Source organism: Staphylococcus sp. FSL W8-0304, assembly GCF_038006565.1.
GTDB lineage: Bacteria > Bacillota > Bacilli > Staphylococcales > Staphylococcaceae > Staphylococcus > Staphylococcus epidermidis.
Genome location: NZ_JBBOVL010000001.1, coordinates 365272 through 384176, shown reverse-complemented (window position 1 = coordinate 384176; position 18905 = coordinate 365272). Strand labels below are relative to the sequence as shown.

The 18905-nt window shown below is 33.6% G+C and carries 16 protein-coding genes; 1 reads left to right on the top strand and 15 read right to left on the bottom strand.

The window, feature by feature from the left end:
* Positions 1 to 43: 43 nt before the first annotated feature.
* From mbcS to betB, 5 genes are all read right to left on the bottom strand, one after another.
* Complete coding sequence (gene mbcS / locus NST35_RS01610; RefSeq protein ID WP_002447040.1) at positions 44 to 1624, bottom strand: acyl-CoA synthetase MbcS; 1581 nt, start codon at positions 1622 to 1624, stop codon at positions 44 to 46.
* A gap of 316 nt (positions 1625 to 1940) precedes the next feature.
* A complete protein-coding gene (locus tag NST35_RS01605; RefSeq protein WP_340747235.1) occupies positions 1941 to 2387 on the bottom strand; it encodes an antibiotic biosynthesis monooxygenase family protein in 447 nt (148 codons plus the stop codon).
* Positions 2388 to 2414: 27 nt separating this feature from the next.
* The gene (locus NST35_RS01600) at positions 2415 to 2633 is read right to left on the bottom strand and encodes a sterile alpha motif-like domain-containing protein (RefSeq protein WP_002458270.1); all 219 of its coding nucleotides are present in this window, start codon (positions 2631 to 2633) and stop codon (positions 2415 to 2417) included.
* Between the two features lie 542 nt (positions 2634 to 3175).
* Entirely contained in the window at positions 3176 to 4894 is a 1719-nt protein-coding gene (gene betA / locus NST35_RS01595; RefSeq protein WP_001830593.1) for a choline dehydrogenase, read from the bottom strand.
* Between the two features lie 159 nt (positions 4895 to 5053).
* Complete coding sequence (gene betB / locus NST35_RS01590; RefSeq protein ID WP_002458271.1) at positions 5054 to 6544, bottom strand: betaine-aldehyde dehydrogenase; 1491 nt, start codon at positions 6542 to 6544, stop codon at positions 5054 to 5056.
* 480 nt (positions 6545 to 7024) lie between these two features.
* Here betB and cudC point away from each other — a divergent pair, with 480 nt between their 5' ends.
* Positions 7025 to 7585, top strand: coding sequence for a choline uptake/conversion transcriptional regulator CudC (cudC, locus tag NST35_RS01585; RefSeq protein WP_002458272.1), 561 nt, complete (start codon positions 7025 to 7027; stop codon positions 7583 to 7585).
* A gap of 37 nt (positions 7586 to 7622) precedes the next feature.
* Here the strand turns inward: cudC and NST35_RS01580 are convergent, their stop codons facing one another.
* From NST35_RS01580 to cobA, 10 genes are all read right to left on the bottom strand, one after another.
* The gene (locus tag NST35_RS01580) at positions 7623 to 9245 is read right to left on the bottom strand and encodes a BCCT family transporter (protein WP_002447035.1); all 1623 of its coding nucleotides are present in this window, start codon (positions 9243 to 9245) and stop codon (positions 7623 to 7625) included.
* A 422-nt stretch (positions 9246 to 9667) separates the two neighbouring features.
* Positions 9668 to 10966: an anaerobic C4-dicarboxylate transporter gene (locus tag NST35_RS01575; protein ID WP_001830664.1), complete on the bottom strand. Its 1299-nt coding sequence runs from the start codon at positions 10964 to 10966 to the stop codon at positions 9668 to 9670.
* A gap of 362 nt (positions 10967 to 11328) precedes the next feature.
* Positions 11329 to 11865, bottom strand: coding sequence for an anaerobic ribonucleoside-triphosphate reductase activating protein (gene nrdG, locus NST35_RS01570; RefSeq protein WP_032604517.1), 537 nt, complete (start codon positions 11863 to 11865; stop codon positions 11329 to 11331).
* Entirely contained in the window at positions 11862 to 13730 is a 1869-nt protein-coding gene (gene nrdD / locus NST35_RS01565) for an anaerobic ribonucleoside-triphosphate reductase (protein ID WP_340747314.1), read from the bottom strand. Before nrdD ends, nrdG begins: the two co-directional genes overlap by 4 nt.
* A gap of 294 nt (positions 13731 to 14024) precedes the next feature.
* Positions 14025 to 14330 (bottom strand): hypothetical protein, encoded by a 306-nt coding sequence (locus tag NST35_RS01560; protein ID WP_002458274.1) that lies wholly within the window; start codon positions 14328 to 14330, stop codon positions 14025 to 14027.
* A 351-nt stretch (positions 14331 to 14681) separates the two neighbouring features.
* Positions 14682 to 15281 carry an adenylyl-sulfate kinase gene (gene cysC, locus NST35_RS01555; RefSeq protein ID WP_002458275.1) on the bottom strand — a complete coding sequence of 200 codons (600 nt, stop codon included), beginning with the start codon at positions 15279 to 15281 and terminating at the stop codon, positions 14682 to 14684.
* Between the two features lie 15 nt (positions 15282 to 15296).
* Positions 15297 to 16475: a sulfate adenylyltransferase gene (gene sat / locus NST35_RS01550; protein ID WP_002458276.1), complete on the bottom strand. Its 1179-nt coding sequence runs from the start codon at positions 16473 to 16475 to the stop codon at positions 15297 to 15299.
* Between the two features lie 23 nt (positions 16476 to 16498).
* Complete coding sequence (locus tag NST35_RS01545; RefSeq protein ID WP_340747234.1) at positions 16499 to 17398, bottom strand: sulfite exporter TauE/SafE family protein; 900 nt, start codon at positions 17396 to 17398, stop codon at positions 16499 to 16501.
* Between the two features lie 20 nt (positions 17399 to 17418).
* On the bottom strand, positions 17419 to 18030 hold the full coding sequence (locus NST35_RS01540; protein ID WP_002458278.1) for an NAD(P)-binding protein: 612 nt from the start codon (positions 18028 to 18030) through the stop codon (positions 17419 to 17421).
* Positions 18031 to 18116: 86 nt separating this feature from the next.
* Positions 18117 to 18896, bottom strand: a complete 780-nt coding sequence (gene cobA, locus NST35_RS01535; RefSeq protein ID WP_002458279.1) for a uroporphyrinogen-III C-methyltransferase — start codon at positions 18894 to 18896, stop codon at positions 18117 to 18119.
* Positions 18897 to 18905: the final 9 nt, after the last annotated feature.

Sequence of the window (18905 nt, the reverse complement as noted above, 5' to 3'; positions counted from 1 at the left end):
GTGTCCCAGGAAATATTTTCATTCATACTTAATGCGATGAATACTATTGTTTATATTTTTTAATTTCTGCATCACGTAATTCAACGCGACGTATCTTACCTGAATTTGTTTTTGGTAGATTTTCAACAAATTCAATTGCTCTTGGATATTTATACGGTGCTACTTCATTTTTACAGAATACTTGTAATTCTTGGATTAACTCATCACTTGCTTCATAATCATCTTGCAAGATGATAAATGCTTTAACAATATTTCCACGAATGTCATGCGGACTTGCTACAACAGCACATTCTTTAACAGCTGCATGATTTGTTAATGCATCTTCTACTTCAAAAGGTCCAATGGTATAACCTGAACTAATAATAATATCGTCACGGCGACCTTCGAACCAGAAATAACCATCATTATCAATATGAGCTTGGTCTCCAGTAACATAATAATCACCTGTTGAAGCTGCTTTTGTGCGTGCTTCATCTTTAAAATAACCTTTAAATAAGGCTGGTAAGTCTAAAGGCACGGCAATATTACCTTTTACATTTGGGCCAACCTCTTTACCATCATCATCAATGACAGTAACAAAACTACCAGGTATACCTTTACCCATTGAACCCATACGTGGTTCAGTATCTTTTAGAAATCCAATCAACAATGTACTTTCCGTTTGTCCATATCCATCTCGAACAGTAATATTAAAATGACGTTTAAATTGTTCAACAACTTCTCGATTTAAAGGTTCACCCGCAGACACCGCACTGTGTAAATGTTCTAAATTATACTGTTCTAAATGACTAAGTTTAGCCATCATACGATATTCTGTTGGTGTACAACATAGAACATTGATTTGATAATTTTGAAGTAACTCGAGATATGTTTCAGGGTGGAAACGACCGTTATAGACAAATGCTGTTGCTCCCATCCCTAAAACAGATAAGAATGGACTCCACACCCACTTTTGCCACCCTGGTGCTGCAGTTGCCCATACAAGATCATTCTCTTGTATGCATAACCAATGTTTTGGTGCCATTTGCAAATGGGCATACCCCCATCCATGTGAATGCGTTACTGCTTTTGGATTACCTGTTGTACCTGATGTATAAGAAAGAATCGCCAAATCATCTCGTGTTGTATCTGCGCCTTTAAGGTCATCACTTACTTTTTCTTTTTCATCTTCTATTGAAACCCAATCTTCTTTGTGACCAGCTACTATAAATTTCTTTAATTGGTCATATTCTTTAACGTTTTCGAATTCTTTAGTTAGAGAATCAAATGAAATAACTGCATCAATCTCACCGTGAGTAATTCGATATTGTAAATCTTTTGTTCGTAACATTTCTGAACTTGGAACAATCGCTATCCCCAGTTTCAATGCTGCAATATATAATTCATATGTAACGATTGCACGTGGCATCATGATGAGAACTTTATCTCCTTTTTTCAGCCCATGATTGAGGAATACATTCCCTACTTTATTAGCATTACTGATAAGTTCTTTATAACTTACAGAAATATTTTCATGCTCGTTATCCTTGTAAATAATGGCTTTTTTATGATCTTCTGAAGCATATTTTTCTATTTCTGAAACAATATTATATTTCTCAGGTGCTAGTAAATTTGATTTATTCATAAGTGTACTTCCTTTCAATATACTTTCATCTAAAAACTACCAAAGGTTTATAATCTATCAAACCTCTTAAAAACATTCATATCATTCAACATCAACTAACAAATTTTCAAATAAGAAAAACCTGAAACATAAAACAATGTACAGGTTTATCATTAACTTTTTGTTACATTCATTTATCTTATATTATTTGAACAAGTCAAATAGACTTTTACGTGTGTACAATTCATTAAAAGTATTCTCAAATTTTTATTCTTAATAAATTTAATAACATATTATGCCGTTTTTATATTTTATCATTCATATATTCAACACAAATTTAGTTATTAAGACTTTCTAACTCTATTCTTATATTATAGGATAAATCTCTATTGACTATACGATGATCGACACCTTTTTGAGTTCCACGTTTTTTATGAGTTTGCGCATATGCTTTTGAATTTTGCCAATCATAGAAAGCTTGTCTACTGTTCCATAGCGTGATGATAATGTAATGTCTCCCTTTGACTACCGGTCTAAGAAATCTTAACGCTTTAAAACCAGGCACATCTTGCAAATGTTGATTTCTCTTTAAAAACCGTGACTCAAACACCTCTTTATTACCTTCATTGACGAATAAGTGATTTAACACACAAAATGAATCATTAGATAAGCTGTTAATTGATTCTAATACTTCGTAATGCTGCTGATCATTATTCCTTTCAATTATGAATGAATTACGAGTTTCTTCTATTATATATGTTTTATTTGTATCGCTAACTAACATAAGACATCCCTTCATTTCAATTTAATATTATAGGGCTACTTTACTTTGTTCATATAGTGATAGTGAGCGTTTTACAGTTTCAATACAATCGTCATCAAAATAATTTAACTGATTAAAATAGTTTAATATATTATGTGCTGTTGTTTCCTCTATAGGGAAATCTTCATCTTGGTTAATCCATGCGGCTAGTTTACCTAAAGGTGTTTCATCACCAACGAAATTTTGTATAAAATGATAAAAACTCACCTTATCACCTCTTCAATATGATATAAATACATACTACCATGATTTATTATATAAAACATTAAATCCAAACCGACACTCTATGTACTTAACTTATACATATATATTCTTAGTAACTTATCAAAGTAAGAAAAACTAAGTGATATAGTAGCTGAAAAGTGTTATTGACACATAAAAAACATAAACTTTTCATTGCTCTTATTTTCTCTAATTAATTAAACAGAATATCAAACCTACTACATATAGAAGTAAACATAATTATCTCTATGGCACCCAAAATGTGCGACTTGATTATCTTGTAAATATCTGAAGCAACATTTACTATTCAATTATTACTTTTCTAAATATAAGCATATATACTATTTATAAATTATGACCTCAAGTATGCATGATTACCTCATTTAATGAAATTTCATTTATAAATACTGTTATATATGTAAAAACCTGAGACAACGATTTGTCTCAGGTCATTTTATAAATAACGAATAAATGAGCTAAAAATATACATTTAATTAAATTTTTAATTTAACTTTCCATCTACCATTTTAATATTGATAGAATGGATCATCTTCCATTGCACCTGCTTTTTCATCATCAATACCATGTTTATAATAGTCAACATATTGAGGTTCAAGCGGTTTTCTACCACGAATAATATCCGCTGCTTTCTCAGCTAACATCAATACAGGCGCATGAATATTACCATTTGTTGTTCTAGGCATTGCTGAAGCATCAACGACACGTAAATTTTCCATACCATGTACTTTCATAGTTAATGGATCGACTACTGCCATTGGGTCAGATGCAGGTCCCATTTTCGCGCTACAAGATGGATGTAATGCAGTTTCTCCATCTTTTCGTACCCAATCTAAAATTTCTTCATCCGTTTGAACTTGTGGTCCTGGTGAAATTTCGCCACCATTAAATGGATCCATAGCTTTTTGTTTTAATATATTTCTTGCTACTCTAATTGCTTCAACCCATTCTCTTTCGTCTTCTTTCGTAGATAAGTAATTAAACACGATACTTGGTTTTTCAAATGGATCCTTAGATTTGATTTTCAAACTACCTCTTGAGTTGGAGTACATTGGTCCAACATGTACTTGGTAACCATGTGCTACTGGTGCTTTTTGACCATCATATCTTACAGCAATTGGTAAGAAGTGGAACATGAGGTTTGGATAATCAACATCATCATTTGATCTTACGAAGCCGCCACCTTCAAAGTGGTTAGACGCCGCTGCACCTTTACGTGCAAAAATCCATTGTAAACCAATGAACGGCATACGTTTAACATCAAGGCTAGGTTGTAGTGAAACCGGTTGTTTACATTTATGTTGAATATATACTTCTAAGTGATCTTCGAAGTTCTCACCAACACCTGGTAAATGCATACGTGGTTCAATACCTTTTGATTTTAAGAATTCTGAGTCACCAATACCTGATAATTGTAATAGTTGTGGCGTATTGAAAGCACCGCCAGATAAAATGACTTCGTTTGCGTGAACAGTATGTTCTTTACCATTTTTCTTGAAAGTCACGCCTGTTACTTTTTTACTATTATTTTCATCAAATATTAATTTTGTTACGAACGCACGTGTTTCAACATCTAAGTTTCTACGTCTTAATGCTGGGCGTAGATACGCTCTTGAAGCAGACATACGACGTCCATGATGTACTTGGCTATCAAATGGACCAAATCCTTCTTGTCTGTAACCATTAACGTCTGCAGTTTTATGATAGCCCGCTTCAACACCTGCGTTAAAGAATGATTTAAATAATGGATTAGTAGCTGGTCCACGTTTTAATTTGATCGGACCATCATGACCTCTAACTTTATCATATGGCGCTGCACCATATGTTGTTTCTAACTTTTTGAAATATGGTAGACAATGCGCAAAGTCCCATGTGTCCATTCCTTCAGGTTCTGCCCATCCTTCATAGTCCATTGGGTTACCTCGTTGATAAATCATACCGTTAATAGAACTTGAGCCACCTAATACTTTACCTCTTGCATGATCTACTCTACGTCCCATATGTGGTTCTTCGTCAGTTTGATATTCCCAGTCATAAAAACGATTACCTGATGGGAACATCAATGCTGCTGGCATTTGAATAAATAAATCCCAGAAATAGTCACTACGTCCAGCTTCTAATACCAAAACATTTTTATCTTTATCTTCTGAAAGGCGTGCACCAAGAACTGAACCTGCACTACCACCACCAATAATGACATAATCGTATGAATCGCGTTTTCTTCTCATCGTTAAAGACCTCCAAAAATTGATTTGTTTTCTTTGTTTGTTAACATCTCTTTCTTAAAAGGTTTCATTTATTGAAGTGAGCACCATACCTTTGTAAGTACTCACTTCATGTAGCATTTTGTATTTATAAGTCATTTACTGTATATAAGCAATGTATTATTATTTACTAAACCAATCCACTGGTTCTGGATTAGTATTTGTAAGAATATGTTTACTTACTAAATATTCCTCTAATCCTTCTTTACCTAATTCTCTACCAATACCTGATTGTTTGTAACCGCCCCATGGCGCTTGCGCAAAGTATGGATGGAAATCGTTAATCCAAACCGTACCAAGTTTCAATTTATTCGCAACACGTTGTGCTTTACCAATATCTTTAGTAAATACAGCACCTGCTAAACCGTAAATTGAATCATTTGCTAAGCGAATAGCTTCTTCTTCGTCAGCAAATCCTTCTACAGTCACAACTGGTCCAAAGACTTCCTCTTGAACAATACGCATTGATGTATCACAATCTGTAATTACAGTAGGTTCAAAGAATAATCCCGCTTGTAAGTCTTCACGTTCAGGACGTTTACCACCAATAGCAATTGTTGCGCCATCTTTTTTCGCAACTTCCATATAACCTTCGATTTTATCGCGGTGTGCTGTTGAGATAACTGGTCCCATTTCAGTATCTTGATCAAAACCGTTACCTAATTTGATTTTGCTTACACGATCGATAAGAGCTTTTTCGAATTTATCTTTAATATCATTGTGAACTAAGATTCTAGAACCAGCAGAACACACTTGACCAGCGTGGAAATATCCACCATTAAGTGCTTGGTCTACAGCTAATTCAAAATCAGCGTCATCAAAAATAATATTAGGATTTTTGCCGCCTAATTCTAATGCAACGTCAGTCACGTGATTAGCTGCTTGTTTCATGATGTGTTTTCCTGTTTCAATACCACCTGTAAATGAAACTAAATCGACTTCTTCATGACCTGACATCACGTCACCCACTTCTGATCCAGCACCAAGTACTAAATTAATTGTTCCTTTAGGGAAACCAACTTCCTCCATCAATTCAAATACACGAATTGTTGTTAACGGAGTAATTTCACTTGGTTTCATAACTAATGAGCAACCTGTTGCTAAAGCTGGCGCAATTTTCCAAGATGCTTGAAGTAATGGATAGTTCCAAGGTGTAATTTGAGTAACGACACCTACAGGTTCTTTAACTATTTTACTTTCTGTATTAGGAATTGGTGAGTTAATCATTTCACCGCCATCTTTATCAGCTAAACCAGCAAAATACATAAACACATTATGAATATCATCCATATCAGCATAGGATTCTTCTAAAGTTTTACCAGTGTCTAATGTTTCTAATTTAGCTAACTCTTCTCTATTTTCTTTAATTTTATCAGCAATGGCTCTCACTTTTTTACCTCTGACTTCACTTGTTTCAAGTGACCATTCACCGTCTTCGAAAGATCTTCTAGCAGCTAAAATTGCTCTTTCAACATCTTCTTTAGTTCCTTCAGCTACAGTGAAGATTGTTTCTTGATTATAAGGATTTATAATATCTCTTGTGTTTTTATTTGAACTTTCAACCCATTCTCCATCAATATATTGACGATTTGATAATTTATCTACAAGTTCCATCAAACGACCTCCGTTAAGTTTGTTAAATTTTTATTTAACGAATTTTACAGAGTTATGTTATCATAATTGATGAAAAAGTGTCAATTTCTTTAAAAATGTTTGTATTTTACAATCAAACTTATCTATGTTTAAGAAATAATTTTTGTTCAGAAAATTACTTTTCTTTTTTTCATAAAAGGCTTTATAATGATTCTCGTGTGTATTTATTAGAAATGGGACATATAGTATAGGTTTTTATAGCCATTTATAGATTACGACATCGAAGATAGTCAAAAGTAGTATAGACATTAACACTTCAAATCGATAACTAACATTTGATTTTGATGATTATAAACTTTCAATGTAACTATGCTTTATATTCACGAACAAACTACAACTCAAAGTAATAGACGTATTATTTACAGGTAAATCATCATAAAAATCATAGTATCTAGTGCGTCCCACCTAAGCTGAATAATGGATTAAAATGGAGGTGCAGTGATGGATTATAATAACAATGACAGTCAACATATCGAAGAAGCTAAAGATTTAGTTATCAACTCAATCGGTGAAACCATGGATTTGTATGGTATCAACCGTAGTGTAGGTAACTTGTATGGCATTATGGTTTTTGAAGGAAGTATGACACTTGATGAAATGCGACAACAACTGCAAATGAGTAAACCTAGTATGAGTACAGGTGTAAAAAAATTACAAGAATACGATATCGTCAAACAACAATTCACGCGTGGTAGCCGAAAGCAACATTTTATTGCAGAGAAAGATTTTTTCACTTTCTTCCGCAACTTTTTCACTAAAAAATGGGAACGTGAAATTGACACTAATATGGAAGCAATTGAAGATGCAGAAAATATCATTTACCCACTTCTTGAAAAGAATGATATAGACGAGGAAGTTAAAAACCAAGCAATGAATGTAAAAGCGCAGTTAGACCACTCTAAAATTTATTACAAGTGGCTCGCTCAATTAAGTGAAGCTTTAGAGTCAGGAGAAATCTTTAACTATTTTCCAATTCCAGATGAACAACATCATCATGATTAAAAAGAAAAAGCCAAGCGATAATCGCTTGGCTTTTTTGTTATAAGTTATCGTCTTCAGGTTTGTCTTTGACCTGAACTATTCTTAGAGAACGTCTTTCAATTTCTTTATGCTTATCTGCACGTCTTTCTAACTTGATACGATCTCGTCCGAGTATAATTAAGAACGAAATCATCATAAGCGTAAATATAACAATTAAAGGTACACTAGCAAGTAATGATGCTGTTTTCAATACTTCTAATGCACGTTCTCCTCCAACTAGCATTAAAGAGAACGGTAGTAAACATAACGCAAACGCCCAGAATAAACGATTAGCACGTAACGGTTCTCCTATCACTTTTTTCTGTGACGCTGCTGCTAAAATATATGAACCAGAATCGAATGTTGTTGCTAAGAATAAGAAAGCTGATATTAAGAATAAGATAATAGTAATTGTCGAGAATGGTAGTTGATGCATTACTTCTATGATTGTTGCCTCTGTACCATGATTGTTTAAATAGCTTATTACATTAAATTGCTCAGAAATTTGTAGATATACAGCATAGTTACCAAAAATACCGAAAAATAATACACAACCTAATGTTCCATAGCATATTGTTCCTAATACAACTTCTTTAAGTGTACGTCCTTTTGAGATACGCGCGATAAACAATCCAATAAACGGTGCATAAACGAGCCACCATGACCAGTAGAATATTGTCCAATCTTGAGGGAAATTCGTTTCTTTACGACCTTTTATGCCACCAAATGGTTCCATCCATGTCGCCATATGGAAGAAATCTTTTATCATATTACCGAACCCTGTAACTGTAGTTTCCATAATAAACACAGTTGGACCTACAATGAATACAAATGCTAATAATAAAAATGATAACCAAACGTTAACATCACTTAATTTTTGAATACCTTTTTTCAAACCTGTGTAAGAACTGATTGCGAAAATAACTGTAATAGTTAGTAAGATGATTGAACGTAAAATCATATTAGATCCATCTAAACCAGTCAATCGTTCAATACCAGCTGAGATCATTGGCACGCCTAGAGCGAGTGATGTTGCAGCACCACCGAGCAAACCGAAAATAAATAAAATATCTACGATTTTTCCTAATAATTTATCCGTATGTCCTTTTAAAATTGGTCGACAAGCTTGACTAATTTTATAGACGGGTTTCTTCTTAACGAAAACTAAATAACCGATTGGCAATGCTGGTAGCACATATATTGCCCAGGCTATAGGTCCCCAGTGAAACATACCATACTGAGTTGCATATTGAAGAGCTTGATCAGACATTGATTTTGCACCGTTAGGAGGTACTTGATAATAAAATGCCCACTCAATAACACCCCAATATAAAATATCCGAACCAATACCGGCACAGAATAACATGGCTGCCCATGTGAAATTATTAAATTCAGGTTTGTCAGTCGCTTTTCCTAACGTGACATTCCCGTACTTACCAAATGCTATGTATAAAACAAAACAAAATATAGCCAGTCCCATAAAGAGATATACCGATCCAATTGAATTAGAAATGGCACTATTGATATCGGTAATGATTATTTCACTTGCTTTCGGAAAAACCATCATAGGTATAACAGCAAAAAGTAACACAATGACTACACCTATGAAGGTCGTCCAGTCCATAACTTTTTCCTTTTTCAAATGTGATCCCCCTAATATTAATTTATGAATCTTTACTTTAAATTACGTTCAATGGATAGTGATTCACAAAAAAGACAATAACGAATTTTTAATAATAATGCAAATTACATACATGGATCATCAAAATCTCATTTGAATAATTATATAATTTACGCCTCTCAAACATTCATCTTAAATTGCTATGACAATAGTGTTAAGTTAAAATTTAACAAAATGAACGAACTTTACAATATTTCATATTGTATTTTTATACACTTTTAACGTATATATATTTATTTTAATTTTTTTCTCCACTTATACTCACTCTTAATCTATAAATAAAAAAATCGCCAATATTTAGTCATTCAAATACCTTACTCTATGAGATGAAGTATCTAAAGAACTATATATATAGCGATTAAATTCCAACTTATAAAAATTGATTAATATCCTAAAATGGTTTTAATAACAAATCCAGTAATGACGGATACTGTTATAACAAAAAATCCTGGTATCATAAAGCTCGTAGGTCTTGTTCTACCAGTTTCATCTAGTTCTACAGCAAATAATAGTGTCGGTTGAGCTGGAATAACGAAATTCACATTTAATGTTTGTACCATCGCAACAAAATAGATGGGGGGTATACCTAAACTCATAACTATCGGTACCATAATTGATGCTGTAGCTGTTTGAGAAATGACAATCATTGCAACTACAGAAACAAGTATGATAACAAGCCAAGGTACTTCACTAATAATTGACCCAATATCATTTTTCAATATTTTTAAGTTATGTGGAGCATTAAATATTGTTGCACCTAACCAACCTGGGCCAAGAACTGCAAAGAGTGCTCCCATTGCAGACTGAGTAATATTCGATGACAGAATATCAGAAGTATTGATTTTTATTAATAATAAATTAATTGTAGCGCTGAGATACATAAAGAACTGAACAATTTCAGTCATCTCAACTTTAACTACATCTCCATTCACATTGAATTGCGGCATGAGATTAGGAAATATACCAAACGTTAATATACCCATGACACATAATAGGAATGAGATCACACCTATTTTTACTTTTAATGAAAAGTCATTTTTGATTTCGACTTCTGGCATCTGAACTAAACGTTCTGATTCATCACGCACGTGTTCTTTTCGTCCTACAAATGTACAAAATGTACTAAGCATTAACATACTAATTAAAGCTGTAGGTAAAACAATACTTAAATACTTACCCATCGATATTTCATACCCTGCTAATACTGAAATAATATAAGCTGTAGCGGAAGCTGCCGGGCTACAAAGTAGGGCTAAATTGGCGGTTAGTACCGAAGCAGTTAATGCGCGTTTAGGCTGAATTCGTGCTTTTTGTGCAGTTTTAGCGATGATAGGTTCAAGTGAAAGAGCTATATTTGCAGTACCAATTCCAAAAACAAAGACAAAGACAATCATTGGTGCTATAAATATAATTGATTTTGGAAAGCGTTCAATCACACGTGAAGCAATGTAAACTAAATAGTCAATACCACCAGTAGCTTGTAACGTACCACCTGCTATACCAATAGATAATATGATCAAGACTGCCGTCACTGGTGCTGAACCTGGAGGTAACTGGAATCCAAATATCATAATAAGTTGCGCTACTATAGCAAAGATGCCACATCCCAGTGCACCAGCAGTTCTTAATCCTAATAATATCGCTAGAATCATGATTATGATTTCTATGATAAACAATAACATGGAAGAATCTCCTAACTTATGCCGAACAATTTTCACTTCAATATTTTATCACTTTAATATGTAATTAGTATATATATAAGTATAATATTATTTCTTTTACTTTTTAGATGTTTAATGTTTGTCACTTTTCAGTCTATAAATTGCAACAAATCACATCCACCTAATAAAAAGTGATAAAAATTTACTTTAAAAATAAAATTAACTATACTCTTTAAAACTGTCGTTATACATGTGATAACATTCATGTTCATCTCATTGATAACTTATAACAAAGATTGCCCAAAACAAATGAACCATAACATTTATTTTAGGCTATTTTTCTAAGAGATATCTTAAAAATTAATTACAATTATTATCATAAACTATTCATTTAGATATTCAATGACCTGTTCTTTTTGTAAGGAAGCTTGAACATCAATCACACGTTGATTAAGTGATCCTTTATATGGAAGATTCGGGCGATATAAATGTTGAATAAACATACCATCAACTAATACATCAATATGTTCGAGTAATGACTTGCGCGCATCGTTTTGCTGTTTCAAATATTCAAATAAAAAGCCAGTCCACACCCAAATTGTTTTTGTATGACCGAATCGTTGTCTAAAAGCTTCAACGAGTTGGAGTGTGATAGACAAATTACAAAATGGTTCTCCACCAAGTATGCTTAAGCCTTCGATATAAGAAGGCGCACAATAATCTAAAATCTCTTCAAGCATTTCTAGTTCGAAAGGTTCTCCGTATTTAAAATTTTGGGCTTGAACGTTATAACAACCTTTACATTGAAAAGGACATCCGGAAACATATACACTGCATCGAACACCTTCACCATCTACAAAGCTATGACTTTCTATTTTAGCTATATAGTGTTGACCTTCTTTAATGTTTAAAATATTCATGAATGAGGTTCCTTCATGTGTTTCACTCTCGCACATATCTCTTTTTGTCGTCCTTCAATAACTGGTCTTTGAACTGGATTTCCTAAATAACCACATGTTCTTTTTACAACGTCAACTGTTTTAGGATCATTGTTGCCACAATGTGGGCATTTATATCCGTTAGCAGTAGTTTCAAAATCTCCATCATAGCCACAACGATAACAGTGATCAATAGGAATATTCGTACCTAAATAACCTACCTTATCATAAGCATAATCCCATACTGCTTCTAAAGCTTTAAGATTATGATTTAACTTTGGATATTCACAATAATGAATGAATCCACCACTTGCGTAGTAAGGATAGTCCTTTTCAAAATCTAGTTTTTCAAACGGCGTTACATCTTTACGAACATCATAGTGGAATGAATTTTGGTAATATCCTTTGTCAGTAACATCTGGAATAGATCCAAATTTATCTTTGTCCAATCGGCAAAATCTATCTGTGAGTGATTCACTAGGTGTGCTGTATATACTGAACCAAATATCATATTGTTTCGTCCACTCTACTTGATAACGTTTCATTTCTCTTAATATGTCTAATGTGAATGTTTTAGCCTCAGGATTATGTTCCCAATTTGGTCCATAAAATAATGTTGCTGCTTCGTATAAACCGATATACCCCATTGAAATTGTAGCGCGTTGATTTGTAAATAATGATTCGACAGTATCTTCTGAAGTGAGTTTATTTTTAAATGCACCACTTTTATATAAAATAGGCGCGTTATCCGGAATAGCATCTTGTAGTCTTTCAATTCGATACACAAGTGCATCATGTAACAATTGCATGCGTTTTTCAAAGATATCCCAAAACTGTTGCATGTCACCATCTGCTTCGATTGCAATTCTCGGTACGTTCAGCGTCACTACACCTAAGTTACACCGTCCATTATTTTCCAATTGACCTTCATCATTCTTCCAACTTGGTAAAAATGAACGACATCCCATCGGTGCTTTAAAATCACCAAGCAGTTCCACTAGTTTATCGTAATTTAAAATGTCGGGATACATGCGTTTTGTTGAACATTCCAATGCAAGTTGCTTAATATCATAGTTAGGATCTTCTGGACCAAAGTTAATACCCTTTTTTATCGAAAATACAAGTTTAGGGAAAATTGCAGTGACTCTATCTTTACCGAGACCTTTAATACGAGTATGTAAAATTGCTTGTTGAATCTTTCGACTTAATTGATCTGTTCCTAAACCAAATCCCAAAGTAACGAATGGCGTTTGTCCATTGGAAGTATATAGTGTGTTGATCTCATACTCTAAACTTTCAATCGCATCACCAATATCTTTAGTTACTTGCGTGTCCACATAATTCTCAATTTTGTCAGGTTGAACGAAATCATTTGCTACTTCCCTATGATGTTGTGCGTTCATTTGTGCATATTTACTTAGTAATTCGTCAACACGATCGACAGTACAACCTCCGTATTGACTGCTTGAAACGTTTGCAATGATTTGTACAAGTTGTGCTGAAGCGGTTTGTATTGATTGAGGTGTTGTAACATTAGCATTACCTATCTCAAAGCCATTCTCTAACATATCTTTTGCATCTATGAGACAACAATTGGTTAATGGTTGAAATGGATGGTAATCTAAGTCGTGAAAATGAATATCTCCCGATTGATGTGCATGAACAACATGCTTCGGAAGTAAATGATCGAGTGCATAAGACTTTGATACCGTTCCAGCTGTTAAATCTCGCATTGTTGAGAATGTATTACTATCTTTATTTGCATTTTCATTTAATATAGTTGGATCTTTTGTGATTAATCGAGTTAATGATGTTTCTAGAGTAGTCATTTTGTCACCCTTTGCTATATATAGTGTATATAAATAAAATAAAACACTATATATAGTATTACAATCGATTACTAAGTCGTTAACTAAAATGTCATAAAGATTATTAACGTTTAGTGAACTCTATGTGAGATAAAGATAGTTTTGTAATCAATATAAAAACCTGAGACGTCAATGTTCTCAGGCTTCTATAACATACAGTTAGTTATTGATTCAGTTAAAATTTATAATATTTTCATTTTTTGTAATTCTAGTAATTATCTTCGTATAAATTGGGAATAAATAATCGAAAAAGCATTTACCTTTCCCTTTTATCTAATTATTTTTATTATCTTGTGTTGATTGATTTATATTTTGATGTGTTTGTTGATGATCTCGAACGACATGACGAGAATGCTCTTGTGCTACTTGTTCTTCCCCGTTGCTCGACTCTTGCGATTCATCCGTATGTCCTTTTGACATCTCAAGATTTTTTTCTAAATTTTTGCGTTTTTCATCCTCTGATCGACGGTCATATGAGCGCTCTTCTAACACTGAGCCAACTGTTAAAATGAGAATTACAGCTATTGTCCCCACAATAAATAATACAAGTAAAATCCACATCCAAATATTAAATGCCATGTTATATCACCATCCTCTTATTTTTTATGATAAATCACTCAATATCTCTTTAAAAATATTTTCCCTTTTTATTTCACTTTAATCACACATCAATAATTAGCTTTTTATAAATTTAAATTATATTTGTATTTAGATAATCACAAACTAAGCATAAATCATGACTCATAAGTATACTATTGATGTCATTTAAAAATAACATCTTCTTACTTAATTAGAAGTAAGTATACCTGACCAAGTGCTTTTCTTTAAAAATTATGATATGTTCAAAACTTTCCAGTATACTTTTAAAATTAAAAAGAGTAGGATTAAGAATCTATAATTCTCTCCTACTCTATATAATGAAATATCAATTTAAATATATTGGTGTTCTTTAAGATAACGTATAATTTGTTCCACTGATTGTTCAATAGTGTCGTGTTCAGTATCTATAGTGATTTCAGGATTTTTAGGTGCTTGATAAGGTGCACTTATACCTGTAAATTCAGGTATTTCCCCAGATCGTGCTTTTTTATACAATCCTTTCGGATCTCTCTTTTCACATTCTTCAACACTACATTTTGTATATACTTCTATAAACTCATTATCCTCTAGTAATGCTCTAACACCTTCCCTGTCTTCTTTATATGGGGAGATAAAAGCAGTAACTGTTAAAGCTCCAGCGTCTACCATTAATTTTGCTACTTCTCCAATGCGTCGAATATTTTCTGAACGATCTTCAGGACTAAATCCTAAATTTTTATTAAGACCGTGACGCACATTATCACCATCTAAACGGTATGTTTGTTTTCCTTCATTAAATAATTCTTTCTCTAAGGCAACAGAGACCGTTGATTTCCCTGACCCAGATAGCCCTGTAAACCAAATTACAGCACTTTTGTGCCCATTTCTATGCTGTCTTTGTTTCTTCGTAACTTCTGAGTCATGCCATGTAATATGATTTGATTCACTCATTTTAACACTCCTGATTTATTTTTCTCGCAAACCTTTAATTAGAACTTCGGCAACTTCTGGTCTTGAAAATTTAGTTGGCAATGATTCGCCATTACGCAGTTTTTCCCTTACTTTAGTACCACTTAAATGTAAATGTTGAGAAGCGTCATGCGGACATGTTTTAGCAGTTGCCATATTACCACAAGCTTCACAATAAAAGGCATGTTCAAATTTTAAAATTTGAATACCTAACTCATCTTCAAATTGAGTAATCAGTTCTTGAGCTTCATAAGTACCATAATAATCGCCTACACCAGCGTGATCTCTTCCCACAATAAAATGTGTACAACCATAATTTTTACGGACAGTTGCATGAAGTATCGCTTCACGTGGTCCGGCATAGCGCATTGCAGCAGGATAAATGACTAGACGTGCTCTATCTTCAGGATAATAGTTTTTTAATATCACTTCATAACTTTCCATACGTACATCCGCTGGAATATCGTCTGACTTTGTTTCACCAACAAGTGGATTTAAAAGTAGACCATCAACAATTTCTAGTGCTGATTTTTGAATATATTCATGTGCTCGATGCACTGGATTTCTCGTTTGAAAACCTACGACAGTTTTCCAACCTAAATCATGAAATAATTTTCTCGTCTCTGAAGGATCCAAATGATAATTTGAAAACGCATCATGTTTCGGACGATTTAATAGTTTAATAGGACCACCTAAATAAATATTACCTTTTTGGTAAACCTTTTTAACTCCAGGATGCGCTTCTTCAGTTGTTCCGTATACCAAACGCGCTTCTTTTTCTTTATCATATGTGTACTTTTCTTCTAATTTAAGCGTTCCATATAACTGTCCATCTTCACCATATAAAGCGATATCATCACCTATATCAAGCTTATCTGCTTCAGATTCTGTTACAGGTAAAGTGATCGGAATACTCCAGACCAGGCCATTGCTTAAATGCGTTTCCTCTATAACCTTAGTGTAGTCTTCCTTGTTCATAAATCCTGTAAGGGGACTAAATCCGCCAATACCTATGAGCTCTAGATCCGATATTCCCCAAGGATTTAAAGTAATCGGTTTAAATTTTAATGCTTCCTCAATCAAACGTTCACGTTCGTTTCCTTCAACAACACGATTGATAAGTTCTCCTCCATGAGGTTTAATTGTATAATTGGTTATTGTTTCATTGTTAGACATTATAATCAAATCTCCTTTTCCAATTAATTATATTTGTTTACTCGGCTTTTCTTGTAAGAAAAAGATAATTTCTTGTTTCGAACGACTTGAAAAACAAGCAAAATAATGATTGCAATAATAATAATGAATCGAACTGTATTTGAAATAGTGCTATCTTTTACAAAATAGCTTAATAATGCATTACTATTTGTAAAAATGATTAAACCTCCGACGCAAATTGCAAGAATGTTAATAGGTAACACTTTAACTAAATACGCTGAAATAGGTGCCGCTACCATTCCACCGAGACTCAAAGCAATTACAGCAAACCAATTAATTTGAGTGATTCCTAAAAAGATGATGAAACTTAAAGCAGCAGATGACGTAACAAAAAATTCACTTGCTGAAACCGTTCCAATCGCATATCGTGGTTGAATTTTTTTACCTGAGAGCAGGAGTGGTGTATTTACTGGTCCCCAACCACCACCACCGATTGCGTCTAAAAATCCTGCCACAAAACCTTGTGGAATTACTTTAAAGCTACTCAAATCTCCCACATGATGATGATGTTCATGTGCACGTTTAAATAGAAATTGATACAAAATATAAAATCCCATACTTAACAAGAATAAAGCAATGAACGGTTTAATATAATCACCATGAATAAATGTCAAAACACCTGCACCGATAAAGGCGCTTATTGACCCGGGTATAGCTAACTTCAACATTGTTGGTTTATGAACATTATCAAATCTCCAATGTGATGTCCCAGATGCAGCTGTTGTTGCAATTTCAGAAAAATGAACGGTTGCTGACACTACTGCTGGTGCTATACCATAAGTTAATAATATTGATGACGATGAAGCGCCAAATCCCATGCCTAATGATCCATCAACAAGTTGTGCTAAAAATCCCGCAATTGCGAAAATTAATACTTTGCGCATATATCATATGCCCCCATTCTTCATTTGACTTGTGATTTTAGCCATCGGATGAAATCTTGTTGCTTCTTCTCATCTAAATATTTGTCTGACAAAATTTGCTCGAGTAACGCTTGTTTATCAGATGGCTCAATTTTAAGTGATTTAATATACTGTCTACTTTCATATAAAAACTGAATATACATTGAATAGTCTTCGTTGTATGTATCTTTTAAATCTTTAATAATTCGTTGACCTAATTTAGGACTTGCACCATCAGTTGATACACTTATTGTTAATTTATCTCTTTTTAAGAAATTAGGGAACGCTATATTACCTAGGTCTGCTTGTCCTGCATGATTAAATAATACGTTCTTAGACAAAGCTGCCTTCACATCGTTGTTAACATCAGATTGATTAGTAGCCGCTATGACCATATCAGCATTCTCAACATCTTGTGGTTCGAAGAGTTTCTTTTCATAAGTGATTTGTTTCATTTCTAGATATTTTTGTAATGTATCAGTAATTGTTGGACTTACAACATGAATATGGTTTGTATAAGCTAATAAACTTGTAGTACGACGTGTTGCAACTTTACCTCCACCTACAATGACGACTTTCTTGTTACTTAAATCAATCATTAAGGGCATATTCATGATGATTTCCTCCTATACACTTTTATTAATACTCTTTATAACATGATATTTATCCATGATTTTTACTGTTGCGTTAAATGTATGCGCTAAGTTGATGACATTTCCGTTAACGTTTCATTTTGAACAGTTGCTTGTTCTACAAACCAATTAATTTTTTCTCTCATCTTAACCACTTCGCCTACAATAATCATCGCTGGATTCTGAATGTGATGTGCTCGTTCTTGAATTGTATCCAGTGTACCAGTCACTGTCATTTGCTGTTTTGACGTTCCCATATGCACGAGAGCTACTGGTGTTTCTGACGAACGGCCATATTGTATTAACAACTCACAAATTTCACTGAGTCTCTTAACCCCCATATAAATGCACAAAGTTTCAGGACCATTGGCCAAATGTTGCCAGTATTTGCCTTTATCCATACCAAGTTTATTTACTGCAGTTACAAATGCTACAGAAGAACTATAATCACGATGTGTTACTGGAATTCCAGCATATGCTGGTGCTGCAATTCCCGATGTAATTCCAGGTATAATTTCAAAGTGGATATTATGACATGCTAATTCCTCTGCTTCTTCTCCGCCACGTCCAAAAACAAATGGATCGCCACCCTTTAAACGTGTAACTGTGTGCCCTTTTTTGGCTAAAGTTACCATCATTTTATTTGTTTCTTCCTGCGGTAAGGAGTGCCTGTGAGGATCCTTACCACAATAGAAGAACTTAGTAGAAGGAGAAGCATAATTAAGTATTTCTTTATTTACAAGTCGGTCATAAAGAATGACATCGGCTTCTTTAATGGCTTTTAAACCTTTTAATGTTATTAATTCTGGATCGCCAGGTCCAGCTCCAACTAAATATACTTTCCCCATATGAACCAC

Excerpts from the sequence above, each read along its gene's own strand:
- mbcS (WP_002447040.1), bottom strand. The coding sequence starts at position 1,624 with ATGAATAAATCAAATTTACTAGCACCTGAGAAATATAATATTGTTTCA.
- NST35_RS01605 (WP_340747235.1), bottom strand. The coding sequence starts at position 2,387 with ATGTTAGTTAGCGATACAAATAAAACATATATAATAGAAGAAACTCGT.
- betA (WP_001830593.1), bottom strand. The coding sequence starts at position 4,894 with ATGAGAAGAAAACGCGATTCATACGATTATGTCATTATTGGTGGTGGT.
- betB (WP_002458271.1), bottom strand. The coding sequence starts at position 6,544 with ATGGAACTTGTAGATAAATTATCAAATCGTCAATATATTGATGGAGAA.
- cudC (WP_002458272.1), top strand. The coding sequence starts at position 7,025 with ATGGATTATAATAACAATGACAGTCAACATATCGAAGAAGCTAAAGAT.
- NST35_RS01575 (WP_001830664.1), bottom strand. The coding sequence starts at position 10,966 with ATGTTATTGTTTATCATAGAAATCATAATCATGATTCTAGCGATATTA.
- nrdG (WP_032604517.1), bottom strand. The coding sequence starts at position 11,865 with ATGAATATTTTAAACATTAAAGAAGGTCAACACTATATAGCTAAAATA.
- NST35_RS01560 (WP_002458274.1), bottom strand. The coding sequence starts at position 14,330 with ATGGCATTTAATATTTGGATGTGGATTTTACTTGTATTATTTATTGTG.
- cysC (WP_002458275.1), bottom strand. The coding sequence starts at position 15,281 with ATGAGTGAATCAAATCATATTACATGGCATGACTCAGAAGTTACGAAG.
- sat (WP_002458276.1), bottom strand. The coding sequence starts at position 16,475 with ATGTCTAACAATGAAACAATAACCAATTATACAATTAAACCTCATGGA.
- NST35_RS01545 (WP_340747234.1), bottom strand. The coding sequence starts at position 17,398 with ATGCGCAAAGTATTAATTTTCGCAATTGCGGGATTTTTAGCACAACTT.
- NST35_RS01540 (WP_002458278.1), bottom strand. The coding sequence starts at position 18,030 with ATGAATATGCCCTTAATGATTGATTTAAGTAACAAGAAAGTCGTCATT.
- cobA (WP_002458279.1), bottom strand. The coding sequence starts at position 18,896 with ATGGGGAAAGTATATTTAGTTGGAGCTGGACCTGGCGATCCAGAATTA.